Raw genomic sequence first — 16,282 nt, 5'->3', positions numbered from 1 at the left:
ACAATGCGTATCAGCACCCAGATGATGTACCAGCAGAATATGCGTGGCATCACTAACTCTCAGGCTGAATGGATGAAGTTTGGTGAGCAGATGTCAACGGGCAAACGCGTGATCAACCCATCAGACGATCCGATTGCCGCCTCGCAGGCCGTGGTACTTTCTCAGGCTCAGGCGCAGAACAGCCAATATACGCTGGCACGCTCATTCGCGACGCAAAAGGTGTCGCTGGAAGAGAATGTTTTGAGCCAGGTGACGACGGCAATTCAGGCTGCACAGGAAAAAATCGTTTATGCCGGGAACGGAACGTTAAGTGATGACGACCGTGCATCGCTGGCCACCGACCTACAGGGGATCCGCGATCAGCTGATGAACCTGGCAAACAGTACCGACGGTAATGGTCGCTATATTTTCGGTGGATATAAAACAGAATCCGCACCGTTTGCCCAGGCAGATGGCGTTTACAGCGGCGGTACAACAAACGTTACCCAACAGGTCGATGCCTCCCGAACCATGGTGATTGGTCATACTGGCGATAAAGTATTCGCCAACCTGACCAGCAACGCTGTACCGGAACCTGGTGGCGGCACTCAGGAAAAGAACCTGTTTAAAATGCTGGATACCGCTATTGATGCGCTCAAAACCCCTATTGCGGGTGATGACGTTGCAAAAGCTACCGCCGCTGCTGCCATTGATAAAACCAACCGTGGTTTAAAGAATTCACTCAATAATGTTTTGAGCGTCCGTGCAGAATTAGGTACGCAGCTGAGTGAACTAAGCTCGCTGGATTCACTGGGCGCCGATCGTGCATTAGGCCAAACTCAGCAGATGAGTAATCTGGTGGATGTTGACTGGAACGCCGCGATCTCGTCTTATGTCATGCAGCAGGCTGCGCTACAGGCATCCTATAAAGCGTTCACCGATATGCAGGGAATGTCGTTGTTCCAGCTCAATCGTTAACGCCTCGTTTTGAAACATATCTTGAAACTGGGTATGTTTGTCTGCCCGCTCCTTTAACACCCCGGAGCGGGCATTTTTTTAGGCAACCGACGTCTTACTAAGCGACGGGTTCTCCGTCAGTCTTATGACCAACGCAATTGCACTGCTGAAGGTAGCCAACACAACGACACCTTCCCAATTTGCCAGGGCGTAGACCTGACTTCCGAGAACTGAACCCAGCGCCATACCGATAAACACCATCGTAAACAGCAGAGCGTTCAGTCGTCCTCGTGCCAGAGGCTCCAGGCTATAGACCAGATTCTGGTGGGCAACCAGGCTGGATTGCAATCCGAGATCAAAACCTACAGCCGAAAGGGCGATGAGCAGCCACTGCCCCTGAACGGGCAGGGCGGGTAACAAAAACATCAGTGCGAAAGATACCGTTACCAGCAAAGCACCCAATTGCGTCACTTTTGCCGCACCCACTTTATCGGCAAGATGGCCCGCCATCGGTGCGGCAAGCGCTCCGGCTGCTCCCGCGATACCAAAAGCACCCGCTATAGCGCTACCCATGTGGTAATGCTCAGATAACATCACCGCCAGCGTAGACCAGAAGGCGCTAAAAGCAATGGACAGAAAGCCTTGTGCCAGTGCTGCGCGGCGCAAGGTGGAATATCGTTGCCAAAGTTGCGCCATTGAGAGCATTAATGATGGATAGCTCAACGTGGAATGGACCGTAAAGCGAGGCAGTACTTTCCACATAATCGCGGTAATTACGGCAATGCTGACGGCAGCGAGTTGGTACATCTCGCGCCAGCCAAACGCTTCGCCCACCAGTCCACTGACGGTACGTGAGAGTAAAATCCCCAACAGAAGGCCCGTCATCACTGTGCCCACCGTTTTTCCCTGCTTGCCTTCGGGCGCCAGTATTGCCGCCGCAGGCACAATATCTTGTGCCATGGTTGCCGCCATTCCCATCAGCAGGCTCACCAGTAATAGAGAATGCAACTGACCGGTAAAGCTACAGGCCAGTAGCAGCGCGGCAAGAGAGATGCTTTTCAGCAGGATTAATGTCCGGCGGTCATAACGATCGCCTAATGGCAATAAAAACAATATACCTAACGCATATCCCGCCTGGGTCAGCGTCGGGACCAACCCCATACCGGTGAGACTTAAGGCCAGATCCTGACCCATTAAAGGCAGAAGAGGCTGGGCGTAGTAGATAGCGGCCACGCTGAATCCGGCGCCCATTGCCAGAACAAAAATGACCCAACGGGAAAGTGCGGTATGTGTGTTCACAAATGATTCCTCAATCACAGGATGTGCGGTTATTTTTATCCTTCAGCGAGTGGCGCGGTAGCGAGCGCAGTGGTAAAACAGTTATACGTCAGACGTATGGTGAAACTGAAAATGATAAAAAATGAGCGTATAGACAGGGTGGAGCTGATGCGTACGTTTGTACGTATTGTCGAAGCAGGATCGCTTTCGGCAGCGGCAAAACAGATAGGGACGACGCAGGCGACCGTTAGCAGACGGCTGCAATCGCTGGAAACGCTGCTGGGTGTGAAACTGCTTATGCGTACCACGCATGCGATGAAATTGACCGACGATGGTGAAAGAGGCTATCAGCATGCTAAGAAGATTATTGATGCCTGGCTGGCGCTGGAAGATGGACTTAATGTCACAGAAGATGAACCGGTGGGGACGTTGCGAGTCCGCGCACCGCATGCGTTCGGGCAACAACAACTACTTGAGCCGCTTTTGCAGTTTCTTTCGCGCTATCCCCAGTTGGCAGTAGAGTGGATGCTCAACGATAAAACCGTTGATTTTCTGAGCGATAATATTGACTGCGCGATCAGGGTTGGTACTGAGGTGGATCCGGCCACGGTTTCCATTTTACTGGCTGAAGTTCCCCGTAGTATGGTAGCGAGTCCAGGACTGCTGGAGCAATATGGCGAGCTTTCTCATCCTGAGCAGTTATCAGCGCTGCCCTGGATTGCCGTGAACACGTTTTATCAGCATAGCGTTTCGTTGTTGCACCAATTGCGTAATGAGCCAGTCACGCTGAATATTTCACCCAGATTAAGTACCGACAGTATTTATGTCGCCAGAAATGCCGCGCTGGCAGGGTTGGGAGTGACTATTGTTTCAAGCTGGATGGTGGCGGAGGATATTGCCAATGGACGTCTGGTTGCGTTGCTACCTGAGTGGCATGCGGCGCCGTTGCCTGTACATTTGGTTTATCCATGGGCGCGTTACTATCCGACCCGCTTACGCAAGTTTCTGGCCCTAATGAAGGATGTTATGCCGCAGCTGACGGGGATGAAAGGCGTAGATCAGATATAAAAAAAGCCGACCCGAAGGCCGGCTTTGATATTGATTATGGCTTACTCAACAGGCTGTGGACGTGTTGCTGGCGCAGTCGCTTGATGCGTTGCGCTGTGTCCACCTGCGGCACCTTTGCCTTCAAAGGCGAATGCCGGACGCTGCCAGTCGCTATGACGCGGCGCTTCTGGCACATATTCCGGTGCAGGAGCGCGGGTCATTGGCGCGGTTGCATGGCTGTGCAGGTGTTCAGCATCAGCGCTTGCTGCGACAACTTCAGCCTTAACGACTTCAGTTTCGACGACAGGCGCGGCAACAACGTCTTTCGGCGCTGCAACCTCTTCAACAACTGGCGCTGTTTCCACAACTTCAGCAATCTCTTCAACCACTTCTGGCTGGGGAATAACAACCTCTGCAGGCTCTTCGGCAACCGGTGCAGTCACAACGTCAGCCACAGGTTCGGCTTCAGCGGCGATTTCTTCTGCTACGGGCGCATCAGATGCAGCGATAATTTGCGGTTGTTCCTCGACTGGGGTCGCAATCACTTCCGGATGCGTGGTTTCAACCTGTGTGGTTTCAACAACGGCGGCCTGAGGCTCAGCTACGACAACCTCTGGTCGCACGGCTTCAACCGGCGCAGGGGCATCCACAATGTGTTCAACGGCAGCGGCAGCAACCTGAGGCTCTACGGCGACAGGTGCAGCTTGCTGCTGGACCATTTCCTGTTCGCGCTGTTCTTCAACCTGCTGATCCTGAGGACGTGCAACAGGGTAGCGGATCCAAACTTTACCGGACGCTAATTCAGGAGATGCGCACGCGACCGTTAACGGCATCGGCGACTGAACCGGATAACGCTCGTCACGGTAACGACGACGACGCTGTCCACTGACGCGCAGATGGCGAGGAGAGCGGCGAGAACGACGCGGCATACCGTTGGAGTCACGAGCTTCGCTGTTGTCTTCCTGCTCAGTCGCAACGACGGCTGGCAGATCAACTTTCGCCAGTTCGGTGCGCTGTGCTGGTACCGGCTGTTCTGTTGGTTGAGCAACAGCAGTTTCAGCGATTGCAGCAACAGTAGCCACTTCGGCTTCAACCGCCGGGCTGTCTGTGAAACGAACTTTCTGAGTCAACTGACGCTGTTTGCGGCGGGTTTGAGGCTGACGTACGCGCTCTTCCTGCTCGGTATCTTGCACAGGTTGTTCAGCCTGGTTCAGCTCTTTAACTTCCTGCTGAGCCTGACGCTTGTCATCGTTACGACGGCGGTTGCGTTCGCGACGCGGCGCCTGCTGTTCATCACCGGATTTCGCTTTGTCTGCAACATCAGTGGTTTGCTGGCGGTTATCGCGAGCTTCCGCATTTTGCTGCTGGGACTGACGACGGTTACGGCGGTTATCTTCACGGTTTTCGCCGTTTTCTGAACGTTCGCTACGGTTGTCACGGTCACCGCGATTATCACGGTTATCACGACGATCGTTACGGTCGCGACGATTGTTCTGACGCGGTTTACGACGATCCTGCTGGCGTTCGGTTTTCTCTTCAGCTTTCGGCGCAGGTTGTTCAACCGGTTTCACTTCTTCGCTACCACCGAAGATGGACTTCAGGGCGCCAAAGAAACGGCTAATCAAACCGGGCTGTGCGGCAACGGCTGCGGTTGCTGCTGCAGCTTTAGGTGCGGCGGCTTTCGCGGCAGGTTCCTGCAGAGCAGGGGCTGGCGGAACGTCTGGCATGGCGAAGGTGGCCAGTGCCGGTTGCTCAGGCTGTTTACGCTCGACGTACTCTTCTTCCGTCGGCAATGCCATTGCCTCTTCATGCAGTTTCGGCAGCAGATAGCTCAGGGTCGGTGTTTCTTCCCCTTTACGTACGCGCAGCACAGAATAGTGCGGGGTTTCCATCTGATCGTTTGGCACGATCACACAGCGCACGCCATTCTGACGCGTTTCGATAGCATTAACCGCGGTACGTTTTTCGTTGAGCAGGTAAGAGGCGATCGGCACAGGAACAATAGCGTGAACTTCTTGCGTATTTTCTTTCAGTGCTTCTTCTTCGATCAGACGCAGAATAGACAGCGACAGTGATTCGTTATCACGTACGGTACCGGTGCCGGAACAACGCGGACACACGTGATGGCTGGATTCACCCAGAGACGGGCTTAGACGCTGACGAGACATCTCCAGCAGACCGAAGCGAGAAATATGACTGATCTGAATACGCGCTCTGTCCTGGCGTACGGCCTCGCGCAGACGGTTTTCAACCGCGCGCTGGTGGCGAACCGGCGTCATATCAATGAAGTCGATTACAATCAGACCGCCGAGGTCGCGCAGACGCAGCTGACGGGCAATTTCATCGGCTGCTTCAAGGTTAGTGTTGAACGCTGTTTCTTCGATGTCGCCGCCGCGAGTTGCGCGTGCGGAGTTGATATCGATAGCGGTCAGTGCCTCTGTGCTGTCAATAACGATTGAGCCGCCGGACGGCAGACGTACTTCGCGCTGGAACGCGGATTCAATCTGAGACTCGATCTGATAGTGGCTGAACAGCGGGATTTCGCCTGTGTACAGTTTGATTTTGCTGCTGAAATCCGGACGACCCAGTGCGGCGATGTGCTGACGCGCCATCTCCATCACTTTCGGGTTATCGATAAGAATTTCGCCGATGTCCTGACGTAAGTAGTCACGGAAAGCGCGAACGATAACGTTGCTTTCCTGGTGGATCAGGAACGGAGCAGGGCGGCTGTCAGCGGCTTTTTGAATCGCTTCCCAGTGCTTCAGGCGGAAGCTCAGGTCCCACTGCAGTGCTTCGGCGGATTTGCCGACCCCTGCGGTACGCACGATAAGCCCCATGCCATCAGGCAGTTCCAGGCTTGCCAGCGCTTCTTTTAATTCGGTACGGTCGTCGCCTTCAATGCGACGGGAGATACCGCCCGCGCGTGGGTTGTTCGGCATCAGAACCAGATAACTACCCGCCAGGCTGATAAAGGTAGTCAGCGCAGCGCCTTTATTGCCGCGTTCTTCTTTATCGATCTGAACGATGACTTCCTGACCTTCGCGCAACACGTCTTTAATGTTGGGACGACCATGGGAGTTGTAGTTAGCGGGGAAGTATTCGCGGGCAATTTCTTTTAACGGGAGGAAACCGTGACGTTCAGCGCCGTAATCAACAAAAGCAGCTTCCAGACTCGGTTCAATACGGGTAATTTTGCCTTTATAGATGTTGGCTTTTTTCTGTTCGTGTCCAGGACTTTCGATATCCAGATCGTACAGACGTTGCCCATCTACAAGGGCGACACGCAACTCTTCCTGCTGAGTTGCGTTAATTAACATTCTTTTCATCGTAACTTACTCATTATTCTTACATTGACGACTAAGCTGCGGGCAGAGTAATGCCTTTCCGGGTGTGAACCGATGGCCTCGTGTCTATTCGCGTCGCCAACCTCACGGTTATCGTCAGCTCAAAGAGGCGCAGAGTGTCGGTTGCCTGCATTTCATACGGAAACACAGCGCAATTATCAGGGGAACAGTCTGGGTGTTACTCTCCAGAAAAGCTTCCATATTACCGGTAAGGACTGCAACCCGCAGCCCGCTAACTGCCTGAAAGATCAATACGTCTTACGCCATTGCTGCGTTGATGATCGGTCGGGCAAAATTGGGTCATTCCGGAAAAGTTCTTGTTTTAACAAGATTCAACACGGAAACAACCTCATTATTCCACTGCTAACCTTGTTATAGCAAGATGACTTTTGCCATTTATCACCCGGTTACTCACAGTTTTTTCACTTCCGCGTAGTGATTGCTTTAATAACCACCAAATCGGCTATGTCAAACTTAAGTAATAAGGTATAGCAGTTAATATAAGCATAGAAAAATGTGTGGCGCGAATCTTGATGGCTATTTAAAATCGGCCCCCATGAAAACAGAGACTCCAGCCGTAAAAACAGTTGCCATTACTGCAGACGAAGCAGGGCAACGCATCGACAACTTTTTGCGCACCCAGCTTAAGGGCGTGCCAAAAAGTATGATTTATCGCATTTTGCGTAAAGGCGAAGTGCGGGTGAACAAAAAACGCATTAAACCCGAGTACAAACTTGAAGACGGGGATATTGTGCGTATTCCACCTGTGCGTGTCGCTGAACGTGAAGAAGAGGCCATTTCGCCAAACCTGCAGAAGGTCGCGGCGCTGACCGACGTCATTTTATATGAAGATGACCACATTCTGGTGCTTAACAAACCTTCAGGTACGGCCGTACATGGCGGAAGCGGGTTAAGCTTTGGCGTCATTGAAGGATTACGTGCGTTGCGACCGGAAGCGCGTTTCCTTGAACTGGTGCATCGCCTCGACCGGGATACCTCCGGCGTTTTGCTGGTGGCTAAAAAACGCTCAGCCTTGCGTTCATTGCATGAACAACTGCGTGAAAAAGGCATGCAGAAAGACTATCTCGCGCTGGTTCGAGGCCAATGGCAGTCGCATGTCAAAACCGTGCAGGCGCCGCTGTTAAAGAACATTCTGCAAAGCGGCGAGCGTATCGTGCGGGTGAACCAGGAAGGCAAACCGTCAGAAACACGTTTTAAAGTGGAAGAGCGCTATGCGTTTGCCACGCTTGTGCGCTGTAGCCCGGTGACCGGACGTACGCACCAGATTCGTGTGCATACCCAGTATGCCGGTCATCCAATTGCTTTTGACGATCGCTACGGTGACCGTGAGTTCGATAAGCAACTGGCGGATACGGGGTTGAATCGGCTTTTCCTGCACGCCGCAGCGTTGAAATTTACCCATCCGGGAACGGGTGAAGTGATGCGTATTGAAGCGCCGATGGATAAGCAATTGAAGCGCTGCCTCGAGGTTTTACGCAGCAAAGCCTGATGCGCGTTGCTTATCAGGCCTACAATCGTGTGATGCACCGTAGGCCTGATAAGACGCATCGCGTCGCCATCAGGCAGATCAATCAGGCATTCAACGGGTTCATCTCTTCCCGCCGCAGCATTTGACACAACGAGATAAGCGGCAAACCGATCAGGGTATTTGGGTCACGACCCTCCAGGCGTTCAAAGAGTGCAGTACCTAACCCTTCACTTTTGAAACTACCTGCACAATGGAGCGGGCGCTCTTTGCGCAGATAATCATCAATTTCCGCCTCGCTTAAATGACGGAAATGGACGTCAAAAGGTTCTACTTCAGTTTGTAAATGTCCGGTCGCAGAATTATACAGCGCCAGTCCGGTGTAAAACGTCACAATATTGCCACGGGCTTTGAGTAATTGTTGGCGCGCATTTTCTTCAGTTAATGGTTTGCCGGTTATTTCACCATCAAGAACACAAATTTGATCGGAGCCAATAATCAGATGCGATGGGTAACGGTGGGCGAGAGATTGCGCTTTTTTCTGCGCCAGTCGCAAGACTAAATGGCGTGGTGCTTCGCCGGGCAACGGCGTTTCATCAACCTCTGGCGCTGCGCATTCAAACGGGATTGCCAGTTTTTCGAGTAAAGCGCGACGCCAGGGGGAGGTAGAAGCAAGAATAAGTTGAGGCATATTTTTTCCCTCGCATATAGCGTATTGATGAGAGCCATTTTAAACTATGGACTTCGACCTACAAGCTGGCTGTAGTGGCTTGTCTTGACCGATTTTAAGTCGATGACCCGCAATGTGTGCGAATTATTGGCAAAAGGCAACCACAGGCTGCCTTTTTCTTTGACTATATGACGTTACAAAGTTAATATGCGCGCCCTATGCAAAAGGTAAAATTACCCCTGACTCTTGATCCGGTTCGTACGGCTCAAAAACGCCTCGATTATGAAGGTATCTATACTTCTGATCTGGTTGAGCGCGTCGCCGATTCTGTAGTCAGTGTGGACAGTGATGTGGAATGCTCCATGTCGTTCGCTATCGATAACCAGCGTCTCGCCGTTATAACCGGTGATGCGAAGGTATCGGTTACGCTCGAATGTCAGCGTTGCGGGAAACCGTTCCCACTTCATGTTCACACAACATATTGTTTTAGTCCTGTCCGTTCTGACGAGCAGGCTGAAGCACTCCCGGAAGCGTATGAGCCGATTGAGGTTAACGAATTCGGTGAAATCGATCTGCTTGCAATGGTTGAAGATGAGATTATCCTCTCCTTGCCGGTAGTTCCGGTGCATGATTCTGAACACTGTGAAGTGTCCGAGGCGGACATGGTCTTTGGCGAATTGCCTGATGAAGCGCAAAAACCAAACCCATTTGCCGTATTAGCCAGCTTAAAGCGTAAGTAATTGAGGAGTAAGGTCCATGGCCGTACAACAGAATAAACCAACCCGTTCCAAACGTGGCATGCGTCGTTCTCATGACGCTCTGACCGCAGTCACCAGCCTGTCTGTAGACAAAACTTCTGGTGAACAACACCTGCGTCACCACATCACTGCCGACGGTTTCTACCGTGGCCGTAAGGTAATCGCTAAGTAATCACGCATGACTCAATGGCTTTCCCACTTCTGGTGAGAAAGACAAAGAGTGAACGCGTGATGAAGCTTAGTGAGGCTTTCCCCGGGTGACTGGGGAAACACCTAACCGGGCAGCGACGATACCTTGACACGTCTAACCCTGGCGTTAGATGTCATGGGGGGAGATTTTGGCCCTACCGTGACAGTGCCTGCAGCATTGCAGGCACTGAATTCTAATTCGCAACTCACACTTCTTTTAGTCGGGGATCCCGATACAATCACGCCATTACTTGCCAAAGCTGACTTCGAACAACGTTCGCGTCTGCAGATTATCCCTGCTCAGTCAGTTATTGCCAGTGATGCCCGGCCCTCGCAAGCTATTCGCGCCAGTCGTGGAAGCTCAATGCGTGTTGCCCTGGAGCTCGTGAAAGAAGGTCAGGCACAAGCTTGTGTCAGCGCCGGTAATACGGGCGCACTCATGGGACTTGCGAAGTTATTGCTCAAACCCCTTGAGGGGATTGAGCGTCCTGCGTTGGTGACGGTGTTACCCCATCAGCAAAAGGGCAAAACGGTGGTGCTGGATTTGGGCGCCAACGTAGATTGTGATAGCACGATGTTGGTGCAATTTGCCGTCATGGGTTCCGTGCTGGCAGAAGAGGTTGTTGGCATTGCCAATCCTCGCGTAGCGTTACTCAACATCGGCGAAGAAGAAACGAAAGGTCTCGACAGTATTCGAGATGCTTCAGCTGTGCTAAAAACAATCCCTTCCATTAATTATATCGGCTATCTTGAAGCCAATGAGTTACTGACTGGCAAAACCGATGTGTTGGTCTGTGACGGTTTTACAGGTAATGTCACATTAAAGACGATGGAAGGTGTTGTCAGAATGTTCCTTTCACTGCTGAAATCTCAGGGTGAGGGCAAAAAACGGTCGTGGTGGCTTCTGTTATTAAAACGTTGGTTACAAAAAAGCCTGACAAGGCGATTTAGTCACCTCAACCCCGACCAGTATAATGGCGCCTGTCTGTTAGGATTGCGCGGCACGGTGATTAAGAGTCATGGTGCGGCCAATCAGCGAGCATTTGAAGTCGCGATTGAACAGGCAGTGCAGGCGGTGCAGCGACAAGTTCCTCAGCGAATTGCCGCTCGCCTGGAATCTGTATACCCAGCTGGATTCGAACTGCTGGACGGTGGCGAAAGCGCAAAATCACGAGCACACAGATAACGGTGCGTTTGTGAATGTGGCCAACGTATCAGCGATTTGCTCGTAGCGGTATATAACCAAAAAGTGACTGAGCGTACATGTATACGAAGATTATTGGTACTGGCAGCTATCTGCCTGAACAAGTGCGTACTAACGCCGATTTGGAAAAAATGGTTGAGACATCTGATGAGTGGATCGTCACTCGTACAGGTATCCGTGAACGCCATATTGCAGCGCCAAATGAAACAGTTGCGACGATGGGCTTTGCCGCCGCAAACCGTGCGATTGAAATGGCGGGCATCGACAAAGAACAAATTGGTCTGATTGTGGTTGCTACCACATCATCCACTCACGCATTTCCAAGCGCGGCGTGCCAGATCCAAAGTATGCTGGGGATCAAAGGCTGTCCGGCGTTTGACGTTGCAGCCGCTTGTGCTGGCTTCACTTACGCCCTGAGCGTTGCCGACCAGTACGTTAAATCTGGCGCAGTTAAGCATGCTCTGGTCGTTGGCTCCGATGTCCTGGCCCGTACCTGCGATCCAACCGATCGCGGAACGATCATCATTTTCGGTGATGGGGCTGGTGCGGTTGTACTGAGCGCATCAGAAGAGCCAGGCATTCTCTCCACGCATCTGCACGCTGACGGTCGCTACGGCGAACTGTTGACGCTGCCTAACGCCGATCGCGTGAACCCGGAAAACCCGATCCACCTGACGATGGCGGGTAACGAAGTATTTAAAGTCGCGGTGACCGAGCTTGCGCACATCGTTGATGAAACGCTGGAAGCCAATAATCTCGACCGTTCTGCGCTGGACTGGCTGGTGCCGCATCAGGCTAACCTGCGCATTATCAGCGCGACAGCTAAAAAGCTGGGTATGTCGATGGATAATGTTGTCGTGACGCTCGACAGACATGGTAATACCTCTGCTGCCTCCGTACCGTGCGCGCTGGACGAAGCCGTCCGCGACGGGCGTATTAAAGCTGGGCAGTTGATATTGCTTGAAGCCTTCGGGGGTGGATTCACCTGGGGCTCCGCGCTGGTTCGTTTCTAGTATAAGGATTTAAACATGACGCAATTTGCATTTGTGTTTCCGGGGCAGGGTTCCCAGACCGTTGGGATGTTGTCTGAAATGGCAGCAACCTACCCAATTGTTGAAGAAACATTTGCTGAAGCATCAGCTGCACTGGGCTATGATCTGTGGGCGTTGACTCAGCAAGGTCCGGCTGAAGAACTGAATAAAACCTGGCAGACGCAGCCCGCGCTGTTGACCGCATCCGTTGCGCTTTATCGCGTATGGCAGCAGCAGGGGGGTAAGACACCTGCGCTGATGGCGGGTCACAGCCTGGGCGAATATTCTGCGCTGGTATGTGCGGGTGTTATCGGTTTTGCCGATGCCGTACGTCTGGTTGAACTGCGTGGCAAATTCATGCAGGAAGCGGTTCCGGAAGGCACTGGCGGCATGTCTGCTATTATCGGTCTGGACGATGCCGCTATCGCTAAAGCGTGCGAAGAGTCTGCCGAAGGCCAGGTGGTTTCACCGGTAAACTTTAACTCACCGGGTCAGGTGGTTATTGCCGGGCATAAAGAAGCCGTAGAACGTGCTGGTGTTGCCTGTAAAGCCGCGGGCGCTAAGCGTGCGCTGCCGCTGCCGGTCAGCGTTCCTTCTCACTGCGCGCTGATGAAGCCTGCTGCTGAGAAACTTGCCGTTGAGCTGCAGAAAATCACCTTTAACGCACCGACTGTTCCGGTTGTGAACAACGTTGATGTGAAGTGTGAAACTACGGCAGACGCAATTCGCGATGCGCTGGTTCGTCAGCTGTATAGCCCGGTTCAGTGGACTAAAACCGTTGAATTTATGGCATCCCAGGGCGTAGAGCACCTGTATGAAGTCGGTCCGGGTAAAGTTCTGACCGGTCTGACGAAACGTATTGTTGATACCCTGACTGCTTCGGCACTGAATGAGCCGGCGGCACTGTCTGCGGCGCTAGAGCAATAAAAGAGGAAGACCATGAGTTTTGAAGGAAAAATCGCGCTGGTTACCGGTGCAAGCCGTGGCATTGGCCGCGCAATTGCTGAGACACTCGTTGCCCGTGGCGCGAAAGTTATCGGTACTGCTACCAGCGAAAGCGGCGCGCAGGCCATTAGCGATTACTTAGGTGCAAATGGTAAAGGTCTGATGTTGAATGTGACCGATCCGGCATCTATCGAATCTGTTCTGGAAAATATTCGCGCAGAATTTGGTGAAGTCGATATCCTGGTCAATAATGCCGGGATTACTCGTGATAACCTGTTAATGCGCATGAAAGATGACGAGTGGAACGATATCATCGAAACCAACCTGTCATCTGTTTTCCGTCTGTCAAAAGCGGTAATGCGAGCTATGATGAAAAAGCGTCATGGGCGTATTATCACTATCGGTTCTGTGGTTGGTACCATGGGAAATGCGGGTCAGGCTAACTACGCTGCGGCGAAAGCGGGTCTGATCGGCTTCAGTAAATCACTGGCGCGCGAAGTTGCGTCTCGTGGCATTACTGTAAACGTTGTTGCTCCGGGCTTTATTGAAACGGACATGACGCGTGCGCTGTCTGATGATCAGCGTGCGGGTATTCTGGCGCAGGTTCCTGCGGGTCGCCTCGGCGGCGCTCAGGAAATCGCCAGTGCGGTTGCATTTTTAGCTTCTGACGAAGCAAGTTACATCACAGGTGAGACTTTGCACGTCAACGGCGGGATGTACATGGTTTAACCACGATGAAAAATATTTGCGTTATTGTAGGTCTTGGCCTCAAAATAACGTAAAATCGTGGTAAGACCTGCCGGGATTTAGTTGCAAATTTTTCAACATTTTATACACTACGAAAACCATCGCGAAAGCGAGTTTTGATAGGAAATTTAAGAGTATGAGCACTATCGAAGAACGCGTTAAGAAAATTATCGGCGAACAGCTGGGCGTTAAGCAGGAAGAAGTAACCAACAATGCTTCCTTCGTTGAAGACCTGGGCGCAGATTCTCTTGACACCGTTGAGCTGGTAATGGCTCTGGAAGAAGAGTTTGATACTGAGATTCCGGACGAAGAAGCTGAGAAAATCACTACCGTTCAGGCTGCCATTGATTACATCAACGGCCACCAGGCGTAAGTGAACATCTCCAGGCGGTCATTCGACCGCCTGAGTTTTATCTTTTTATCCCACTTGAATTATTTTCCCTCCCTGGAGGACAACCGTGTCTAAGCGTCGTGTAGTTGTGACCGGACTGGGCATGTTGTCTCCTGTCGGCAATACCGTAGAGTCTACCTGGAAAGCTCTCCTTGCCGGTCAGAGTGGCATCAGCCTGATCGACCATTTCGATACTAGCGCCTATGCAACGAAATTTGCTGGCTTAGTAAAGGATTTTAACTGTGAAGACATTATCTCGCGCAAAGAACAGCGCAAGATGGATGCCTTCATTCAATATGGAATTGTCGCTGGCGTTCAGGCCATGCAGGATTCTGGCCTCGAAATTACGGAAGAGAACGCTCATCGTATTGGCGCCGCTATCGGCTCTGGTATTGGCGGTCTCGGTCTTATCGAAGAAAACCATACCTCACTGGTAAACGGTGGACCGCGTAAGATCAGCCCGTTCTTCGTTCCGTCGACGATTGTTAACATGGTGGCTGGTCACCTGACCATCATGTACGGCCTGCAAGGGCCAAGCATCTCCATCGCGACCGCCTGTACTTCAGGCGTGCATAACATCGGTCATGCCGCACGTATCATTGCATACGGCGATGCAGACGCGATGGTTGCGGGTGGTGCTGAAAAAGCCAGTACGCCGTTGGGTGTGGGTGGCTTTGGCGCGGCACGTGCACTGTCTACGCGTAATGATAACCCGCAAGCGGCAAGCCGCCCGTGGGACAAAGAGCGTGACGGCTTTGTGCTGGGCGACGGCGCTGGCATGGTGGTACTGGAAGAGTACGAGCATGCGAAAGCGCGCGGTGCAAAAATCTATGCTGAAGTCGTTGGCTTCGGTATGAGCAGCGATGCTTACCACATGACGTCGCCACCGGAAAACGGTGCAGGCGCTGCGCTGGCAATGGTCAACGCACTGCGCGATGCGGCTATTGAAGCGGGTCAGATCGGCTATGTCAACGCACATGGTACGTCTACGCCTGCAGGCGATAAAGCTGAAACCCAGGCAGTGAAATCTGTCTTTGGCGATGCGGCAAGCCGTGTGATGGTAAGCTCCACCAAATCCATGACCGGACACCTGTTGGGTGCGGCGGGCGCGGTAGAGTCTATTTTCTCTATCCTCGCGCTGCGCGATCAGGCTATTCCGCCAACCATCAACCTGGATAATCCGGATGAAGGGTGTGACCTGGACTTCGTACCTCACGAAGCGCGTCAGGTTAGTGGTCTGGAGTATGCGCTGTGTAACTCCTTTGGCTTCGGTGGTACCAACGGATCTTTGATCTTTAAAAAGATTTAAGTCCGTCAGGTGATGCGCTAGCATCGATAGCAAATTGAAAAGGTCCGCTTGTCGGGCCTTTTTTTATTCGGTTTTCCGCCCTTGTCCTGTGTTACTCATCCTGCCAAACTAGCGGACCAGAAATAAGGAGCCACCATGTTCTTAATTAATGGCTGCGAGCAAGATATGCTGGCCGCAAGCGATCGAGCGGCCCAATTTGGTGATGGCTGTTTTACCACTGCCTGTATTATCGACGGTGAAATCCCTCTCTTTGCAGCGCATCTTGAGCGTTTACAAGACGCTTGCCAAAAACTGCTGATCTCTTTTGAAGATTGGTCCGAGCTGCAAAATGAAATGAAAATGCTGGCGAAAGGGCACGTACGCGGTGTGTTGAAAGTGATTATCAGCCGTGGCAGTGGAGGCCGGGGTTACAGTGGCAAAAATTGTCATAGTGCCACACGCATCCTCTCCGTTTCAGCCTGGCCCGATCATTACGATCGTTGGCGGCAAGAAGGTATTACGCTGGCGCTAAGCCCAGTGCGGCTGGGACGTAATCCACTGCTTGCCGGGCTTAAACACCTGAATCGACTGGAGCAGGTGTTGATTCGCTCTCATCTTGAACAGACGGACGCCGATGAAGCGCTGGTTCTTGACAGCGAGGGATGGGTTACGGAATGCTGTGCGGCTAATTTGTTCTGGCGTAAAGGTGATGTGGTTTACACGCCCCGGCTGGACCAGGCCGGAGTGAACGGTATTATGCGACAATTCTGTATCCGGATGCTGGCACAATCGCCATTCAGTATTGTCGAAGTGTATGCCGGGTTGGAGGAGGTAATGCAGGCTGATGAAATCGTCGTCTGTAACGCGTTAATGCCCATTATTCCCGTGCGTGCCTGTGGCGACACGTTGTTGTCTTCACGTTTGTTATTCGATTATTTATCCCCACTTTGTGAGCACCCGAATTAGTC

The 16,282-nt window shown here is 52.3% G+C and carries 15 protein-coding genes; 12 read left to right on the top strand and 3 right to left on the bottom strand.

Annotated elements, in window-relative coordinates; translation table 11 throughout:
* Positions 1-3: 3 nt before the first annotated feature.
* A complete protein-coding gene (gene flgL, locus OGX94_RS23065) occupies positions 4-957 on the top strand; it encodes a flagellar hook-associated protein FlgL (protein WP_257661596.1) in 954 nt (317 codons plus the stop codon).
* Between the two features lie 78 nt (positions 958-1,035).
* On the opposite strand, the gene OGX94_RS23060 is transcribed toward flgL, so the two are convergent.
* Positions 1,036-2,235 carry an MFS transporter gene (locus OGX94_RS23060; protein WP_003832170.1) on the bottom strand — a complete coding sequence of 400 codons (1,200 nt, stop codon included), beginning with the start codon at positions 2,233-2,235 and terminating at the stop codon, positions 1,036-1,038.
* A 21-nt stretch (positions 2,236-2,256) separates the two neighbouring features.
* On the opposite strand from OGX94_RS23060, the gene OGX94_RS23055 reads away from it, so the two are divergent.
* Positions 2,257-3,282, top strand: a complete 1,026-nt coding sequence (locus OGX94_RS23055; protein WP_257661597.1) for a LysR family transcriptional regulator — start codon at positions 2,257-2,259, stop codon at positions 3,280-3,282.
* A gap of 41 nt (positions 3,283-3,323) precedes the next feature.
* Here the strand turns inward: OGX94_RS23055 and rne are convergent, their stop codons facing one another.
* Positions 3,324-6,587, bottom strand: coding sequence for a ribonuclease E (gene rne / locus OGX94_RS23050; RefSeq protein WP_191221608.1), 3,264 nt, complete (start codon positions 6,585-6,587; stop codon positions 3,324-3,326).
* A gap of 574 nt (positions 6,588-7,161) precedes the next feature.
* Here rne and rluC point away from each other — a divergent pair.
* Positions 7,162-8,115: a 23S rRNA pseudouridine(955/2504/2580) synthase RluC gene (gene rluC / locus OGX94_RS23045; protein WP_003036228.1), complete on the top strand. Its 954-nt coding sequence runs from the start codon at positions 7,162-7,164 to the stop codon at positions 8,113-8,115.
* An 82-nt stretch (positions 8,116-8,197) separates the two neighbouring features.
* Here the strand turns inward: rluC and OGX94_RS23040 are convergent, their stop codons facing one another.
* Complete coding sequence (locus OGX94_RS23040; RefSeq protein ID WP_257661599.1) at positions 8,198-8,782, bottom strand: Maf family protein; 585 nt, start codon at positions 8,780-8,782, stop codon at positions 8,198-8,200.
* Between the two features lie 197 nt (positions 8,783-8,979).
* Between OGX94_RS23040 and yceD the strand changes: the two genes are divergently transcribed.
* The 9 genes from yceD (at position 8,980) to pabC (ending at position 16,280) form a co-directional block, all read left to right on the top strand.
* Entirely contained in the window at positions 8,980-9,501 is a 522-nt protein-coding gene (gene yceD / locus OGX94_RS23035; protein ID WP_003036239.1) for a 23S rRNA accumulation protein YceD, read from the top strand.
* Between the two features lie 16 nt (positions 9,502-9,517).
* The gene (gene rpmF, locus OGX94_RS23030; protein ID WP_003036242.1) at positions 9,518-9,691 is read left to right on the top strand and encodes a 50S ribosomal protein L32; all 174 of its coding nucleotides are present in this window, start codon (positions 9,518-9,520) and stop codon (positions 9,689-9,691) included.
* Between the two features lie 123 nt (positions 9,692-9,814).
* Positions 9,815-10,894 (top strand): phosphate acyltransferase PlsX, encoded by a 1,080-nt coding sequence (gene plsX, locus OGX94_RS23025; protein ID WP_071846967.1) that lies wholly within the window; start codon positions 9,815-9,817, stop codon positions 10,892-10,894.
* A 77-nt stretch (positions 10,895-10,971) separates the two neighbouring features.
* The gene (gene fabH, locus OGX94_RS23020) at positions 10,972-11,925 is read left to right on the top strand and encodes a beta-ketoacyl-ACP synthase III (protein WP_003832181.1); all 954 of its coding nucleotides are present in this window, start codon (positions 10,972-10,974) and stop codon (positions 11,923-11,925) included.
* A gap of 15 nt (positions 11,926-11,940) precedes the next feature.
* Entirely contained in the window at positions 11,941-12,870 is a 930-nt protein-coding gene (gene fabD / locus OGX94_RS23015; protein WP_126318487.1) for an ACP S-malonyltransferase, read from the top strand.
* 12 nt (positions 12,871-12,882) lie between these two features.
* On the top strand, positions 12,883-13,617 hold the full coding sequence (gene fabG / locus OGX94_RS23010; protein ID WP_003036255.1) for a 3-oxoacyl-ACP reductase FabG: 735 nt from the start codon (positions 12,883-12,885) through the stop codon (positions 13,615-13,617).
* Positions 13,618-13,771: 154 nt separating this feature from the next.
* The gene (gene acpP, locus OGX94_RS23005; protein WP_000103754.1) at positions 13,772-14,008 is read left to right on the top strand and encodes an acyl carrier protein; all 237 of its coding nucleotides are present in this window, start codon (positions 13,772-13,774) and stop codon (positions 14,006-14,008) included.
* Positions 14,009-14,093: 85 nt separating this feature from the next.
* Positions 14,094-15,335: a beta-ketoacyl-ACP synthase II gene (gene fabF, locus OGX94_RS23000; RefSeq protein WP_003036260.1), complete on the top strand. Its 1,242-nt coding sequence runs from the start codon at positions 14,094-14,096 to the stop codon at positions 15,333-15,335.
* A gap of 135 nt (positions 15,336-15,470) precedes the next feature.
* On the top strand, positions 15,471-16,280 hold the full coding sequence (pabC, locus tag OGX94_RS22995; RefSeq protein ID WP_257661601.1) for an aminodeoxychorismate lyase: 810 nt from the start codon (positions 15,471-15,473) through the stop codon (positions 16,278-16,280).
* Positions 16,281-16,282 lie beyond the last annotated feature (2 nt).

The sequence above is a fragment of the Citrobacter sp. Cpo037 genome (assembly GCF_030332945.1).
Classification (GTDB): Bacteria; Pseudomonadota; Gammaproteobacteria; order Enterobacterales; family Enterobacteriaceae; genus Citrobacter; species Citrobacter portucalensis.
Note: the sequence above shows the minus strand (reverse complement) of the source record. Positions and strands in the feature narration are given on the sequence as shown.

Excerpts from the sequence above, each read along its gene's own strand:
- pabC (WP_257661601.1), top strand. The coding sequence starts at position 15,471 with ATGTTCTTAATTAATGGCTGCGAGCAAGATATGCTGGCCGCAAGCGAT.
- rpmF (WP_003036242.1), top strand. The coding sequence starts at position 9,518 with ATGGCCGTACAACAGAATAAACCAACCCGTTCCAAACGTGGCATGCGT.
- fabH (WP_003832181.1), top strand. The coding sequence starts at position 10,972 with ATGTATACGAAGATTATTGGTACTGGCAGCTATCTGCCTGAACAAGTG.
- flgL (WP_257661596.1), top strand. The coding sequence starts at position 4 with ATGCGTATCAGCACCCAGATGATGTACCAGCAGAATATGCGTGGCATC.
- OGX94_RS23040 (WP_257661599.1), bottom strand. The coding sequence starts at position 8,782 with ATGCCTCAACTTATTCTTGCTTCTACCTCCCCCTGGCGTCGCGCTTTA.
- OGX94_RS23055 (WP_257661597.1), top strand. The coding sequence starts at position 2,257 with ATGTGCGGTTATTTTTATCCTTCAGCGAGTGGCGCGGTAGCGAGCGCA.
- yceD (WP_003036239.1), top strand. The coding sequence starts at position 8,980 with ATGCAAAAGGTAAAATTACCCCTGACTCTTGATCCGGTTCGTACGGCT.
- rluC (WP_003036228.1), top strand. The coding sequence starts at position 7,162 with ATGAAAACAGAGACTCCAGCCGTAAAAACAGTTGCCATTACTGCAGAC.
- fabD (WP_126318487.1), top strand. The coding sequence starts at position 11,941 with ATGACGCAATTTGCATTTGTGTTTCCGGGGCAGGGTTCCCAGACCGTT.
- acpP (WP_000103754.1), top strand. The coding sequence starts at position 13,772 with ATGAGCACTATCGAAGAACGCGTTAAGAAAATTATCGGCGAACAGCTG.
- rne (WP_191221608.1), bottom strand. The coding sequence starts at position 6,587 with ATGAAAAGAATGTTAATTAACGCAACTCAGCAGGAAGAGTTGCGTGTC.
- fabG (WP_003036255.1), top strand. The coding sequence starts at position 12,883 with ATGAGTTTTGAAGGAAAAATCGCGCTGGTTACCGGTGCAAGCCGTGGC.